General features: G+C 31.4%; 13 protein-coding genes. 1 reads left to right on the top strand and 12 read right to left on the bottom strand.

Annotated features, from left to right (window positions below; all coding sequences use genetic code 11):
- The 8 genes from DY249_RS00660 to DY249_RS00625 all read right to left on the bottom strand — a co-directional run bounded on the left by DY249_RS00660 (position 1) and on the right by DY249_RS00625 (position 8523).
- Positions 1-1428 carry an NAD(P)/FAD-dependent oxidoreductase gene (locus tag DY249_RS00660; RefSeq protein ID WP_115594828.1) on the bottom strand — a complete coding sequence of 476 codons (1428 nt, stop codon included), beginning with the start codon at positions 1426-1428 and terminating at the stop codon, positions 1-3.
- Between the two features lie 129 nt (positions 1429-1557).
- Positions 1558-3060 carry a glycerol kinase GlpK gene (gene glpK, locus DY249_RS00655; RefSeq protein ID WP_115594827.1) on the bottom strand — a complete coding sequence of 501 codons (1503 nt, stop codon included), beginning with the start codon at positions 3058-3060 and terminating at the stop codon, positions 1558-1560.
- A 10-nt stretch (positions 3061-3070) separates the two neighbouring features.
- Positions 3071-3640 carry a glycerol-3-phosphate responsive antiterminator gene (locus DY249_RS00650; RefSeq protein ID WP_115594826.1) on the bottom strand — a complete coding sequence of 190 codons (570 nt, stop codon included), beginning with the start codon at positions 3638-3640 and terminating at the stop codon, positions 3071-3073.
- Between the two features lie 130 nt (positions 3641-3770).
- The gene (locus DY249_RS00645) at positions 3771-4367 is read right to left on the bottom strand and encodes a sugar transferase (protein WP_101540289.1); all 597 of its coding nucleotides are present in this window, start codon (positions 4365-4367) and stop codon (positions 3771-3773) included.
- A gap of 22 nt (positions 4368-4389) precedes the next feature.
- Positions 4390-5088 carry a 16S rRNA pseudouridine(516) synthase gene (locus DY249_RS00640; RefSeq protein WP_115594825.1) on the bottom strand — a complete coding sequence of 233 codons (699 nt, stop codon included), beginning with the start codon at positions 5086-5088 and terminating at the stop codon, positions 4390-4392.
- Positions 5085-5411: a PadR family transcriptional regulator gene (locus tag DY249_RS00635; RefSeq protein WP_172540039.1), complete on the bottom strand. Its 327-nt coding sequence runs from the start codon at positions 5409-5411 to the stop codon at positions 5085-5087. Before DY249_RS00635 ends, DY249_RS00640 begins: the two co-directional genes overlap by 4 nt.
- Before the next feature lie 41 nt (positions 5412-5452).
- Entirely contained in the window at positions 5453-8026 is a 2574-nt protein-coding gene (locus tag DY249_RS00630) for an ATP-dependent DNA helicase (RefSeq protein WP_115594824.1), read from the bottom strand.
- Positions 8023-8523 carry a GNAT family N-acetyltransferase gene (locus DY249_RS00625; protein ID WP_115594823.1) on the bottom strand — a complete coding sequence of 167 codons (501 nt, stop codon included), beginning with the start codon at positions 8521-8523 and terminating at the stop codon, positions 8023-8025. Before DY249_RS00625 ends, DY249_RS00630 begins: the two co-directional genes overlap by 4 nt.
- Positions 8524-8617: 94 nt before the next feature.
- On the opposite strand from DY249_RS00625, the gene DY249_RS00620 reads away from it, so the two are divergent.
- The gene (locus DY249_RS00620) at positions 8618-9793 is read left to right on the top strand and encodes an NAD(P)/FAD-dependent oxidoreductase (RefSeq protein WP_115594822.1); all 1176 of its coding nucleotides are present in this window, start codon (positions 8618-8620) and stop codon (positions 9791-9793) included.
- Between the two features lie 181 nt (positions 9794-9974).
- Here DY249_RS00620 and DY249_RS00615 read toward each other — a convergent pair whose 3' ends face one another.
- The 4 genes from DY249_RS00615 to ilvA are packed head-to-tail and all read right to left on the bottom strand — an operon-like array spanning position 9975 to position 15073.
- Entirely contained in the window at positions 9975-11267 is a 1293-nt protein-coding gene (locus DY249_RS00615) for an NAD(P)H-dependent oxidoreductase (protein WP_101540294.1), read from the bottom strand.
- Complete coding sequence (locus DY249_RS00610) at positions 11260-12468, bottom strand: aminoacetone oxidase family FAD-binding enzyme (RefSeq protein WP_115594821.1); 1209 nt, start codon at positions 12466-12468, stop codon at positions 11260-11262. Before DY249_RS00610 ends, DY249_RS00615 begins: the two co-directional genes overlap by 8 nt.
- Positions 12465-13892, bottom strand: coding sequence for a UDP-N-acetylmuramoyl-L-alanyl-D-glutamate--2,6-diaminopimelate ligase (locus tag DY249_RS00605; RefSeq protein ID WP_115594820.1), 1428 nt, complete (start codon positions 13890-13892; stop codon positions 12465-12467). Before DY249_RS00605 ends, DY249_RS00610 begins: the two co-directional genes overlap by 4 nt.
- Positions 13889-15073, bottom strand: a complete 1185-nt coding sequence (gene ilvA, locus DY249_RS00600; RefSeq protein ID WP_101540297.1) for a threonine ammonia-lyase — start codon at positions 15071-15073, stop codon at positions 13889-13891. Before ilvA ends, DY249_RS00605 begins: the two co-directional genes overlap by 4 nt.
- Positions 15074-15093: the final 20 nt, after the last annotated feature.

The raw sequence follows: 15093 nt of genomic DNA, 5'->3' as shown, positions 1-15093 counted from the left end.
TTATTTAGCTCTTTTTTCAATGTAGAATGAATCGTTACCTTTTTTAGTAATTTCTTCTTCGTCTACGCCTAGTTCACGTGCCAAAATTTCAATTATTGATGGCAAGCAAAATCCACCTTGACATCTACCTGCTGTTGCACGAACGCGTCTTTTTACTCCATCTACTGTTGTTGCACCAAGTGGTCTATTGATTGCATCTACTATTTCACCTTCTGTTACTTTTTCGCATCTGCAGATGATTTTACCGTAGAGTGGATTTTCTTTGATAAGTTCGTTATGAGCTTCTGTGCTCATTTCACTTGTTTTTGGTATTGGGTTTCTACCAGCTTTAAATTCTTTATTTTCTGCTAAATCTAGAGATTCTTTTACTAAATTTGCCATATATTTACCTATGGCAGGAGCTGAAGTAAGTCCTGGAGATTCGATACCTACACAGTCAAAAAATCCTTTTTGTGTTTCTTCTAGGATAAAGTCTCCGCCTGATTCGTGGGCTCTGTTTCCAGAAAAAGATGTAATAACTTGTCTAACTGGCACATTCGTTACTGTATCTTCTACCTTTTCTATTACTTCTTCGATTCTTTCTTGAGTTGTAACCAAGTCTGATTTATCATCTACAAAGTCAGATGTAGGTCCTATTAGTGTATTGCCATCGATTGTTGGTGTAACTAGGATTCCTTTTCCTTTTTCTGTTGGGAGATTAAATAATACGTGATTTACAAATCCACGAGTTGCTTTATCTAATAATAAATATTCCCCACGGCGAGCTCTTACTTCAAATTTGTCATCATGCATTATTGCATCATGGATAGCATCTGAATATAGTCCCGCTGCATTTACAACTGCACGTGTTTCTATTTCTTGACCATCATTAGTAGTTAATTTGTAATGGTCATCCATTTTTTCTATTTTTGTAATTTCTGTATTAAATTTATAGTCTACTCCATTTAGGTTTGATCCTTCTGCATAGGCAATATTCATCATAAATGGATCTACAATTCCTGCTTCTTCACAAAGTAGGGCTGCATATACATCTTCTTCTACATTTGGTTCCATAGCTAGTATTTCTTCGTTATAAATGATTTTCATACCGCCAACGCCATTTTCTATACCCTGGTCATATAAAGCTTGTAATTTATCGAAATCTTCTTCTTTGTGGCATAGAACTAATGTACCGATTCTATCATATGGAAAATCTAATTCTTTTGAAAGCTCCTCCATCATATGATTGCCTTCTACATTCATTTTTGCTTTCATAGAGCCTGGCTCAGCATCGTAACCACCATGGCAGATACCAGAGTTTGCTTTACTTGTTTCTTCGCAAACATCTGAGTGTTTTTCTACTACTAGAAAATCACCATCGTATTTTGATAAATTGTAAGCTACAGATGTACCTGTAACACCTGCACCTATTATTACAACGTCTTTCATTATTTTCTCCTTTATGTACTAAATAACAAATAAAAAGAGCTACTTTTCTATCGGTCTTTTTGGGTAAAGATCACCTACATCTATCAAAGTAACTCTTCTCTCTAAAATATTTTGTTTTATATTATTATTCTACTTCAAATCCTTTGCCCAGTCCACTGATCTTGAAATTGCTTTTTGCCAGTTGTAATCTTTGGCATCTCTTTCTTCTTTGCTAATTTCTGGTTTGAAAACTTTATCTACTTGGCGGTTTTCTATAATTTCATCTAAGCTTGTGAAGTAATCAACTGCAAGTCCTGCTAAGTATGCAGCACCTAGAGCTGTTGTTTCTAATGTTTGTGGTCTTTCTACACTTGTTTGTATCATATCAGCTTGGAATTGCATCAAGAAATTATTTGCGCTAGCTCCACCATCTACTTTTAATTCTTTTAGCTCATTTCCTGAATCTATACTCATTGCTGCAAGTACATCATGAGTCAAATATGCAAGTGATTCTAGTGTTGCACGTACTATATGATATTTGCTAGTTCCTCTTGTAATACCAACTATTGTTCCACGAGCATATGGATCCCAGTATGGAGCACCTAGTCCTGTAAATGCTGGTACTACATAGCAACCATCTGTATCATCTACTTTTGTTGCTAGGTATTCTGTATCGTCTGATGCATCTACTATTCTTAGTTCATCTCTTAGCCATTGAATAGCAGAGCCTGCTACGAATATAGAACCTTCTAGGGCATAGTTTACTTTTCCTTCTTCTAGTCCCCAAGCAATTGTTGTAATTAGACCGTTATCACTTTTTACTGCTTCTTCACCAGTATTCATTAGTAGGAAAGCACCTGTTCCGTAAGTATTTTTTGCTTCTCCAGCATTAAAGCATGTTTGACCAAATAATGCTGCTTGTTGGTCACCTGCTATACCTGCTATAGGAATTGGAGCACCAAATAATTTTTCGCTAGTTTCCCCATATACATAAGATGATGGTTTTACTTCTGGAAGCATGCATTTTGGTATATTTAGCATTTCTAAAAGTTCGTCATCCCATTCTAGTGTATGGATATTATAAAGCATGGTTCTTGATGCATTTGTATAATCTGTTATGTGAACTTGTCCACGAGTTAAGTTATAAACTAACCATGTATCTACAGTACCAAATAATAATTCGCCATTTTCTGCTCTTTTTTGACCATTCTCAATATTATCTAAGATCCATCTAATCTTTGTACCTGAGAAATATGGGTCAACCACAAGACCAGTTTTCTCTTTAATCATTTTGCCATAGCCATCTTCTACAAGTTTATCAGCCATATCAGCAGTACGACGACATTGCCAAACGATTGCATTGTACACAGGTTGACCTGTTTTTTTTTCCCAAACTATAGTTGTTTCACGTTGGTTAGTAATACCGATACCTGCTATTTGAGATGCATCGATATTTTTCTTTGCCATAGCTTCTGTACAAACTCCAAGTTGTGTTGACCAGATTTCAGATGGGTCATGTTCTACCCAGCCTGGTTTTGGGAAATGTTGGGTAAATTCTTTTTGTGCAACAGATATAATTTCGCCTTTTTTGTTAAAAATAATCGCTCTATTGCTGGTTGTTCCAGCATCCAAGGCCATAATGTAATCTTTCATAAATATCCTCCTACATTTGCCATACATAATAGTTTGATGATGAGATTGCAAGCGCTCCAGAATTTATGGCAGCCATAACCTCATCTTTTGAAGTAATAAGACCACCAGCTACAATCGGAATATTTGTTCTTTTTTTTATATCTACTATTGTATTTGGCATAACACCCGGAAGTATCTCTATAATATCGCAGTTTATATCTTTTATGGTTTGCTTCATATTTTCATAACTCATACTATCAAATACAAAAAATCTTAGAACTGCAAAAAGCCCAAGTTTTCTAGCATAAATAACGTTTGCAGGCTTGGTAGAAATCACTCCATCAGCCTCTGTATATTTCTTTATAAAACTAGCAGCGAAAGTTGAGCTTGATAATCCTTCGATAAGATCTTCGTGAACTATTACAATCTTGCCATAGGCTTTAAGTTTTTTAACAATCATCGGTATAGTTTCAAGGTTTCCATATAATACAAATACAATTTTATTTTCACTATCCAAACACTTGTTAAAATCTTTATTATTTTTTATAGCCATTATGACAGGATTTGTATATAACTCTTCGAAAATACTTTCGTTTGTCATAAATCCTCCTAATAATAGACAAACGAGCCCCTTAATAAATTGGTCGGCTCGTTCTCATCACGTATATTATTATATTATTACTTTATCATAATCTGCTGGTTATTGCAAATATTTTCCTTAAAACTTTAGCCTAAAAATTTTGCTTGCCTTCAGTAACACCATCACTTGATAAAACTTTAGGAATAGTTTTTAAAAATATCTTTAAATCGTTGATAAATGTAATATCCTTGGCATATATGCCATCTGTTTCCGCTTTTGTTTTTGGGGGTAGATTATCCCTACCAGATATTTGCGAAAGTCCTGTAATGCCTGGTTTTGCAATATACGCTCCATTTTTTTCTCTTAAATCTAAAAGTTCATGTTCTTTTAATATAACTGGTCTTGGCCCTATAAATGACATCTCACCTCTAAGAATATTTATCAGCTGGGGAAGCTCATCCAGGGAAGTTTTTCTTAAAAATTTGCCAAGGGGAGTTATAAATTGTTCTGGATTTTCTAGCTCCCATGTGGAAGCGTTTTTTGGGGCAGACATTTTCATAGATCTAAATTTAAAACACAAAAACGGCTTGTTATAGACCCCTGCTCTTTCTTGCTTAAAATACACAGTTCCGTCAGGTTCTTCTATTTTTGAAATAATTGCTATTATCAAAAATAAAGGACTAAGAAGGATTAGTAGTATTAAAGCAAATAAAAAATCCAATATATTTTTTATATATTTTCGATACATATAATCCTCCTTTTTATGTATCTTAGTTAATAAAAAGTGCTAGCTCCTCATCATGTAGCTCTCTATAAGATCCTTCTTGTAAAAATGGATCTAGTTTTAAATCTCCTATAGCAATGCGTTTTAAGCTAACTACTTCATTACCTAGGTTTGAAAATAATCTTTTTACTAGGTGAAATTTGCCCTCACTTACCTTTACTATAGCTTTTTTATCGTCTATTATTTCAAGCTTGGCTGGACGAGCTATATAATCTTCTTCTTTTATTTCTACACCATTTTTAAATTCTTCGATAAATAAAGGATTTATAGGATCCCTGGTTCCAACTTCATAAGTTTTTTCTATATTTGAATTTGGACTGGTAATAGTGTGAACAAATTTGCCATCAGTTGATAAAAGCAATAAACCTGTAGTATCCTTATCAAGTCTACCTGCTATTGATAAGTCTAATACTTGATAAAAATCATCTAATAAATCTATTACTGTTTCATCCTCATCCATAGTAGCAGATAAAACCCCTTGTGGTTTGTTCATCATTATATAAATATTTTCAAAATATTCTACATATTGACCAAGGTAGTAAACCTCATCCATATTTGGGTCAACTTGAGTGGATGTATCTTTTACAATATCACCATTTATTACTAAGGCACCTTTTTTTGCATTTCTTTTTATATTTCGCCTAGTATCTAGTTTGGCATTGCCTATCATTTTATCTACTCTCATTTGTTCCCCTTTTCTATCACCTTATAAACTGCTTGGTTAAGTTCATTGTAGTTTTCGTAAAAATCGGTCAAATATTCTCTACCCTTTGCTGTAATATAATAATACTTTCTTTTGGGACCTATTTCCGATTTTTTATAGCCACCTAATATATAACCTTTTTTTGTAAGTCTGGTCAAAATTGGATATACTGTTCCCTCAGTCATAGTATAAAAACCGCTGCGTTTAAGTTCCTCTACAATTTCGTATCCATAGGTTTCGTTATTTTTTATAATATGAAGGATCACTCCTTCTATAACGCCTTTTAACATTTGAGATTCTATCATAAATATCACCTAGCTATATTGTATTACATAGTAGAAATTAATCAATATCTGTCACAATAATATTTCATAGGGCAATACTTGCACTTACTTGTATCCGTAGTTTTTCTGTAGATATCGGCATTTATAATATTTTTTGCAATATCATCTATAAAATCAATGTCAAAGTAACTTGGTTTTACTTCTAATAATTCATCTTTATTTATAAAATAAATAAACATTTGTTTTATATTTTCCTTATTATACTCCATTAAATACTTGTAGGTAAGAAGCTGATTTTCATAGCTCTCTAAAATTTTCTGATCATAGGAACCAGTTTTTATATCCAAAATAGAATTGTCAACTAAAACAATATCTATATTCCCTTGGAGTATATAAAAATTCCTATCCGCCTTATAGTTTACCTCGCTTGCTTTTAAATTGAAACTTCTATTTTTAAAATTTTCTAAAGGTAATTTATAATTAGGATTTGTTTTAAATAACTTTTGAAAAAAATCATCATCCAAGTCTCTATTAGGGTTTTTCGCTATGTATTCACTAAGATTATGAATATTTGTACCAAATTCTAAACTTTTACTTAGAGGAAGTCTAAATGAAAGTTTCCTTAAAAATTTATATTTTAATGGACAAGTACTGTATATTTCTATATCAGTGGTATAAGCAAGGATCGGTTTTTCTTTTTTAGGTATCTCTTTTTTAAAATCAATAGTTTTTAAAGCTGAACTATCTGCTAGAGTATTGGCAAAGTTACTTAGCCTATAATCTCTAGAATTATCCAAGATAACCAAAAGTTTTTTGGCACGGGTAAAGGCAGTATAGTATTTTCTATAAAAATCGCGCTCTGCCCCATCATCTGTGCTTATTTTTTCAAAGTCTGATAGGAAAGTTTTTTTATCAGCACGTGGATAATCATTTAATCCTGATACAAAAACAACATCAAACTCAAGACCCTTGGCATTGTGAATGGTCATAAAGTTTATAGCTTCATTTTCTTCTGGTAAGTCCTCAGCTTCTTTTATAGCCTTGGTCTTATAAAGGTAAAATAAATATCCGTAGATAAATTCTATATAGTAGTTTTTATTTTTTTTATCAAAAAGCTCCTCATATTCACTTACTTTTTGTGTAAAAATCGCTATATTATTTAAAGCTTTTTGATTCTTAAGAGTATCTAATTTTTCTTTTAATATATCCTTTAAAATGGGCAGATTAAATGACTTATATAAGACTTCACTTAGGCTTATATTTTTAGTATTTTGAAATCCATCTATAAATTTATCCATCTCCATAGATTTAAATGACTGATCATCAAATATATTTGCTATATATCTTCTAAAATAAAGCTTATCTAGCTCATCTTTGGATAATCCATCTTGGTAGCCTATATTCGAAGGATAAGATGTAAAAATTTTGGCAAAAATATAAATCAATACTTTTATTTCATAAGCATCAAAAAACTTTGTACTAGCCTTATTTAAAACTGGCAGATCTTGACTTTCTAAGTAACTTTGCAAGTTTTTAGCATAATCATTATTTAAAGTTGGAAATAAAAAGGCTATTTGATTTAAATTTATTTCTTTATTTAATAGTTTTATTATCTTTGCTAGATTTTCAAAGTTGCCGGCCTTTGCCCTTACTATGGTATTTTGATTAAATTCGCTATCATTGGCAAGCAATTTTTTTGAAAATTCATCTGATTTTTTTTGAAAATTTATAAATTTTTGAGATAGATCAATTATAGCTTGGTTGGACCTATAATTTATATTTAGCTTATAGAAATTAGCAGGAGTATCTAATTTTTGCCTGCAAACTTTATCAAATTCTAATAAATTTTTAGGATCTGCCCCTCTAAATCTATAAAGAGCTTGGTCATCATCGCCAAAAACCATAATATTTTTATTTTTTAATAGTTTAAAGGCGATTTCTTGCTGGATATAATTGGTATCCTGGTACTCATCGATAATAACATAGTCTATATTTTCACGAATCTCTTCTCCTATAATAGGATCTGCCAACAAATCATAAAAGTTTTTTAAAAGTAGCTGAAAATTTAACAACTGATTTTCTTCTAAAATATTTAGCTGAGTCTTATAAATTTCATAAGAAAGTTTTTCTTCGATATTATCAGAATTTTCAAGAATATTTACATCTATAAGATTGTTTGTAATCTTGGCAAAAATATTTTGAATGGCATAAATCTCATATTCTTTTATATTTTCCTTAAATCCTTGTATTTGATAAAATCTATCTATATTTTTTTCTAGCAAATAACCTTCTGTTTGAGTATCTATAACTTTATTATAGAAGAATTTATCATCTAGCTTTTTATAATCTGCCAGAAAAATATTTGCCAAATTATGAAAATTACCTATTTTTAAATCTGCAAGATCTGTATTTATCCCTTCTTTATTAAACTCACTTATAATTCTAGTATTTAATTCTGCTGCCGCTTTCTTGGTAAAGGTAGTTATCAAAATTTTATTAGCAGGAATATTATGGTTTTTTACTAAATCTACTACTTTTTTTACAATTGTAAAAGTTTTGCCAGTACCTGGTCCTGCAATAACTGCTGCTGGGGTTTTGCCTTCTTGTATTATTAACTTTTGAGATTCATTTATCATAGCATTAATTCATAGGCAATACGTGCTTTGGTCAATCCATTATCTCTAATGTAGATTTGTCCTAATTCTTTGAAACCTAATTTTTTAATAAGTCCACGCATTTTAAAATTATCCTCGTGGGTATCAATTCTCAGCGAATCTTTACCATTTTCCCTTGCATAATCTATTATTTCTTCAAAAAATAAACTAGCAACTCCTTTGCCTTTGGCATGGTTTGCTACACAAAAAGTATGAATGGTGTATGCATCTACTCCTTTAACGATATTCATCACAGCTACATAAGTAGGTTCGTATTCATCTGAAAGATAAGCATAGGCTAAAATTTCTTCATCTTCTACAATTATATAAGAATTACCAGAAGAAATTTGCCTGCCAATAAGTATAGTATCTGGGCTACCATTTTGCCACTGGTCTACACCATCATCTTTTAGAGATTCTTTTGCTTGATCAACTATATTAATTATATTTTTTAAATCACTTAATTTTGCTTTTTTCATACCTATACTATACCTTTTTATTAAAATATAAATTTCCTAGTAAATAGGGTATGTATTAGATATATGATATATGAATTTTTAGAGGGGATTAATTATGTATGATTATTTAATTATAGGCAATGGTATAGCAGGTCTTTCTGCTACAGAAGAAATAAGAAAAAAAGATAAAGATGCTACAATATTAATAGTATCAGAAGAAAAATCTAGTACTTATTGGAGAACTAGACTTTCTCATTTGATTAGCCAAGAATTTGAAAAAGATGATTTATTTGTAAAAAAACAACCTTGGTATGATGAAAGAAAAATAGATGAGAAATTAGAATCATGTATAGAAAAAATTGATTTTGATAAAAACGTTGCCATCCTATGTGATGGAGAAGAAATCGAATACGGTAAGCTTCTTTTAGCTACAGGGGCAAGACCATTTGTACCACCAATTACAAATATAAATAGTAAAGGTGTTTTTGCTATAAGAACCATCACTGACTTAATGAACTTTAAAGATTATGTCAAAGATAAGAAAAAAGTTGTTGTAATTGGAGGAGGTATATTAGGTCTTGAAGCAGCTCATTCTGCCTTGCTTTTAGGAAAAGATGTGACAGTTATAGAAAGTTTTGATTACCTACTATCTCGCCAATTAGATAGAGAATCATCAGAAAAGTTAGAAAAAGAATTAAACGATATGGGTATAAAAACTTTCACTGGTAAATTTACAGAAGAAATCCTTGCAGAAAACGGCATTGTAAAAGGTGTAAAACTAGCTGATGGCACAGAAACAGCTGCCGATGCAATAATGGTACAAGCTGGTATCCGTTCAAATATAGATCTTGCAAAAAATAGCGGACTTGATACAGAGCGAGGAATAATTGTAGATGATAGTTTAAAAACTAAGTATGACAATGTTTATGCTGCCGGTGACTGTGCACAAATAGGTGATTTTACTATAGGTCTTTGGACAAGCAGCCAAGAAATGGGTAAAATCGCTGGAAATAATATGGCTGGTGACAAGCAAATGTATGAAAAACCAAAGCCTTTTTCTACACTCACAATTGGCGATATAAAAATATTCTCAGCAGGAATGAACTCAGGAGAAGGTGTAGAAGAAGTAAAATCAGAAAAAGATGGCAATATATACAAATTATTTAAACTAAATGATAAATATGTAGGCGGCATCCTTTGGGGAGATATAAAATACCAAAATGATATTAAAGATATAGTTTTCTTTGGCAAAGATTTGCAAGAAACTAAGCTTGGAGAAATTTTTGAATAGTTAAAAATTTTGTTAAATACTAATATTTACACTTACATTTCATTATGTAAGAAAGAATTTTTATAGCAATTAATTACTTCGGATATTAGAGGCTAGTTTTGAGAATTTTGATTCCTGTTTTAAAGCTTAATCCAAGCTAAAGTACAAAAAACCGAAATGGATTGCCATTTCGGTTTTTAAATTACAATTTCATTGAATTTTGTCTTCTTCTTAGTCTTGTTACTGTTGCTCTATCGTCTACTTCTACCATTGTCATATCTATAAGGCTATCTTTTGGAATATCAACAGTTGCTATTGTTTTTTCTGTGATCATTCCTATTGGTAATAGATCTTCTTTCATTGATCTTGTGTGGCTAGTTATTTTTCCATAAACTTTTTCGCTACCTATACCATCTAAAGTTTCACCTTTTTTAATATCTCTTTTTGCAATAGTCACTGTATCTGCCACTTGACCTTGGATTGGTGCAATTGTAGCTTCATTTTCTACTACTGCTTTATAAATAGTAATTGGTGCTTCTAGACTTGTTAAGTGATATGGTCTATACATTAGATAGTTTGGACCATCTCCAAATCCTAAAAATTTCATAAGATCACGAACATCTTCTTTATCACTTGTTACTATGATAAATACTCCTGGCGCCATGCCTTTTGAAAATTCTACAACCTTGTAATTATCTAGATTCCCACCATCTTGCTTTAATTTAAAATCTTCAACAGCACTTTCTGGCGAACTTGCTATACCATGACAGCCAAAGGTATCTGGTAAAAATCCTAAGGCATTGCAAACACTCGTTAGCTCAATCATAGTATTTGTACCATCGACAAAACTTGTTAGCATTTTGGCAGATAGTTTTTTTTCTTTTGCTTCTTCTTTTAAATCTTCTGGTGTAACGTACTCATCAAGTCTATTATTTTTACCCTTACCAGCAACTAATACATCTAGTCCCATTCCGAAGGCATTCTCACAAAGATCGATAATTGCACCAGGCTCATCTCCTAAAATTCCTGTATAAACTACACCAGCTTTTTTTGCCATATCATTTAATACTGGACCAACTGTTGCTTCACATTCTACATTAAAGGAAATCATGTGTTTATGGTATTGGATAGTTTTTCTAGCTATTACTGCACCAAAGGAAGGATTGCCTGTACAATCTACAACCGCATTTATTTGTAAAAGCTTGTAGCATAGTCTATAGTTTGTTGACACACAAACATATCCTTTTTCTAAAACTTCATAGCCTTCATTATAGTCATCAGTATAAATAATTTTATCTTCAGCAACACCAGCTTTTTTTAAAGCTTCGATTGCTTTTTGAGGAGTTCTATCAAATACAAGTTTTACTTCCATAGCATCCATATTAGATAATTGTGAAATAAGGCTTGTACCCATTTTTCCTGCACCCATAATTGCAAGTTTTATAGAATCTCCGTTATATTTCATTTCATTAAGATCTCTACTAATTTTAAACATCTAAGCTCCTTAAATAATCGCTGGCTACTTTTGCACTAGAGGCTGCCCAAGATATATTATATCCTCCACAATCGCCAGCTACGTCTTGGCATTCTCCTATAAAAAATACATCTTTTACTTTTGTAGATTCCATAGTTGCGGGATTTATAAAGTTACTATCTACCCCACCCAGTGTGACTTGGGCATTTTCCTTATCATGGATTTTTGAAATTTTAAAGCTCAAAGATTTTAAACTATTTACTAAGTTTTTAAAATCCTTGTCATTTATTTCAAAGCCTCTTTTATCTGGCTTTATATGTGATATTTTTAGTATATCTTCTAGTAACTTTTCATTTATCACACCAATTAATATATCTTTTATAGACCTTTTGGCAAATCTTGTTAAAAGACTTTCTAAGTATTTTTCAAAATCTTTTTTGGAAAATTCAGGAAAAAAATCTATATATATATATGAAGATCTTTTCTTAACCAAAGACTCAGATAAATCATTAGATATATCTAAAATAGCAGTGCCAGTTAAGCCATAATCTTGGAAAATCACATCATCTATTGAAGATTTTATGAAGTTGCCATCAACGATTAAGCTAGCTTTTGCAGTTACTTTTGTTCCCTTTGCTTTTTTTGAAAGCTTTTGTTCTGTTTCATAATTTGTAATGGCATAGGTCATTTTTGTAAGTGGGATATCATTTTTTATCAAATCAAAAATCTTGCCATCGGATCCAGAATTTTTTAAGGTAATCCCACCTGTTGCTATAACTAATTTGTCATAAATATAAGTATCTGATTTAGTTTTTACTTTTTTATTTTTAAAGTCTATACTAATTACTTCTTCATTAAAAATAAAATCAGCATTTTCTTTTGCTTGTAAAAACAAGGCATTTCTAACAGTTTTTGAACTCATAGTTTTAGGATAACATCTACCAGATGCTAGATTTGTGGTAGCTATGCCAATCTCATTTAAATATTTTATTAAGTCTTTGTTAGTAAAATATTCTATAGGATATTGTATAAAATATTTGTTGTTTGCCTTAAAATTTTTAGCTGAGAAGTTTAAATTTGTAAAGTTGCAACGTCCATTGCCTGTGGCCAAAAGTTTTCTTCCTGCAAATTCATTTTTTTCTATAAGTCTTACATCATGCTTATCCATAAAAGAAGCAAAAAATAAACCTGCAGCTCCTGCTCCTATTACTAAAATATTCATTGGGCGTCTATAGCCTTAAGAACTGTTTCCATTTCATTGTAAGGAGTTTTTTCGTTGCCATGCAATTTTATAAAATGTTCTTCACCTTTACCAAGCATTAGAATATAATCTCCAGGATTCGCTTTTTTAATTGCATATGTCATAGCCTTCAAACGATCTTCTATTCTTTCGTATTGACCACCAATTTCATCAATACCCGCTACAATTTCATCTGATATATGATCATAAGTATCAAATTTTGGGTCATCGGTTGTTATTACTGCAAATACATCATTTTTTGCACAAGCATTTCCTATAAGCCTTCTAAATTCTGTATTTCTGTCTCCTTGGATTCCAAATACAGCGTAAGTTTTAACATTTTTTGGTATAGATTCGAAAATCGCTTCAAAAGCTCTTGGCGTATGGGCAAAGTCTATGATAATATTTTTTCCTAAATCATTTTCTACATATTGAAATCTAGATGGTAATCCATTAAACTTTTTAAGTTTTTCTGAAATTTCTTCTAGAGATGCCCCCATATTATTTAACGTAGCTATGGCTGCAAGCTTATTATAGATTTCATAGTCTGCTATGGAATTTATAGTAAAATCTACTCCATTTACCTTAAAATCAGTGGTTTTTTCGTTTTTAACTATTTCAGTAGCCCTATAATCTGCCTCTTCACTTTTACCATATGTTATAGCATCTTTAAATCTTTCTTTGGCTTTTTTACCATATGGATCATCTATATTTACAATTTTATTTTTAGAATTTTCAAAAAGTATCATCTTTGCTGCAAAGTAATTATCCATTGTTTTATGGTAGTCAAGATGCTCTGTAGAAAGATTTGTAAATATACCATAATCAAAGTCAATCCCATTTAATCTATTTTGCACTAGACCATGGCTAGATGCTTCTAAAACTACATGGTCTATATTTTTTTCTAAACTCTCATTAAATATTCTATTTAAAAGATAACTATCTGGGGTAGTATTTGATGTTTCTGAATGTTCATCACCTATAAATGTTCCATCGGTGCCTATATTAGTAGCATTGCCATAGATTTCTCTCATCAAATAATAAATAGTAGTTGCAGTTGTTGTTTTTCCATTAGTTCCTGTAACACCCACTACTGTCATTTTTTTTGATGGAAAATCTTCTAAGACATTTGAAATTTGTGATAAAGCAAGTCTAGTATCTTTTACTTTTATATAGTTTATCCCTTCTTCAATATCTATATCATTTTGATAAACTACAGTACTTGCTCCATTTTTTATAGCATCATCTATATATTTGTGACCATCGCTTAGTTTTCCTACAATAGCTACAAAAACATCTCCATTTTCTATATCTTTTGAATTATTTGTAACATTTTTTAATTCTTGGTCATTTTCTTTTTTTATATCTATATAGTCAATTTCTTCAACTAAAGTTTCAAAGGTCAATGTATTATATATCCTTTCTTAGCTATAACATCACGGATTTTTTTGACATGGTCAGGTCCGTTTGTTTCTAAGGTGATTGATACATTTATATTTTTAAATCTGCTGGCTTCTTTCAAGCTATCATGGTCAATTGATATGATATTTGCTTTTGTATAAGCAATATCTGCTAATAAATCTTGAAGTTTGCCTGGTATATTTGGTACTTCCACATTTATTCTAGTTATACGGCCTGTTTCAAATAATCCACGATTGATAAGTTGGGAAATAAAACTCATATCGATATTGCCCCCACTTATGATTGAAACTACATTTTTGTTATAAAAATTTAGTTTATCAAGGGCTGCCAAAGATAAAGCACCTGATGGTTCTGCAACTAATTTATGCTTTTCCATAAGATTTATAAAAGCCATCAGTACTTCCTCATCAGTTACTGTTATCCAATCATCTACATAGTCTTTGGCAATGTCATATGTGTAGCTTCCAACTTCTGCAACGGCTGTACCATCGGCAATTGTATCAACACCTTCTAATTTAATTATTTTACCTTTTCTAATAGACTCTTGCATTGAGCGAGCTGAGTATGGTTCAACCCCTATTACTTTTATAAGAGGACTAATTTCCTTTATACATTTGGCAATACCAGCTATAAGTCCACCACCACCAACTGGAACTATAACATAATCTACATATTCAAGTTCATCTACTATTTCAAGACCTATAGTTCCTTGACCTTCTATTACATCCAAATCATCAAATGGAGGTATAAATGTATAACCATTTTCCTCGGCAAGTTTTATGGCATGTTCTTTGCAAGCATCAAAATTATCTCCATGCAAAACAACATTTGCTCCATATTTTAAAGTACCATCTACTTTTATCATAGGAGTTTGTTCTGGCATACAAATTGTCGCATCTATTCCTAATTTATTTGCAGAATATGCCACCCCTTGGGCGTGGTTACCAGCAGAAGCTGTAATAATCCCTACATCCTTAGAAGCATCATCGAGCTTTGATAACTTGTTGTAGGCTCCTCTAATCTTAAATGATCCAGTTTTTTGTAAATTTTCTGGCTTTATGTAAACGTTATTTGAAGCAATATCAGAAAAAAATTCTGAATAAAACAAGTGTGTTGGTGTTATAACCTCATCTAATCTATTTTTTGCATTATTAAAATCAAACATAATATCCATCCTTTCTATAA

Origin of the sequence: Anaerococcus octavius (genome assembly GCF_900445265.1) — a bacterium.
Classification (GTDB): domain Bacteria; phylum Bacillota; class Clostridia; order Tissierellales; family Peptoniphilaceae; genus Anaerococcus; species Anaerococcus octavius.
The sequence above is the reverse complement of the archived record's forward strand: the minus strand, read 5'-3'. Positions and strand labels throughout refer to the sequence as shown.

Coding starts and splice junctions, on each gene's coding strand:
- DY249_RS00660 (WP_115594828.1), bottom strand. CDS start 1,428: ATGAAAGACGTTGTAATAATAGGTGCAGGTGTTACAGGTACATCTGTA.
- glpK (WP_115594827.1), bottom strand. CDS start 3,060: ATGAAAGATTACATTATGGCCTTGGATGCTGGAACAACCAGCAATAGA.
- DY249_RS00650 (WP_115594826.1), bottom strand. CDS start 3,640: ATGACAAACGAAAGTATTTTCGAAGAGTTATATACAAATCCTGTCATA.
- DY249_RS00645 (WP_101540289.1), bottom strand. CDS start 4,367: ATGTATCGAAAATATATAAAAAATATATTGGATTTTTTATTTGCTTTA.
- DY249_RS00640 (WP_115594825.1), bottom strand. CDS start 5,088: ATGAGAGTAGATAAAATGATAGGCAATGCCAAACTAGATACTAGGCGA.
- DY249_RS00635 (WP_172540039.1), bottom strand. CDS start 5,411: ATGATAGAATCTCAAATGTTAAAAGGCGTTATAGAAGGAGTGATCCTT.
- DY249_RS00630 (WP_115594824.1), bottom strand. CDS start 8,026: ATGATAAATGAATCTCAAAAGTTAATAATACAAGAAGGCAAAACCCCA.
- DY249_RS00625 (WP_115594823.1), bottom strand. CDS start 8,523: ATGAAAAAAGCAAAATTAAGTGATTTAAAAAATATAATTAATATAGTT.
- DY249_RS00620 (WP_115594822.1), top strand. CDS start 8,618: ATGTATGATTATTTAATTATAGGCAATGGTATAGCAGGTCTTTCTGCT.
- DY249_RS00615 (WP_101540294.1), bottom strand. CDS start 11,267: ATGTTTAAAATTAGTAGAGATCTTAATGAAATGAAATATAACGGAGAT.
- DY249_RS00610 (WP_115594821.1), bottom strand. CDS start 12,468: ATGAATATTTTAGTAATAGGAGCAGGAGCTGCAGGTTTATTTTTTGCT.
- ilvA (WP_101540297.1), bottom strand. CDS start 15,073: ATGTTTGATTTTAATAATGCAAAAAATAGATTAGATGAGGTTATAACA.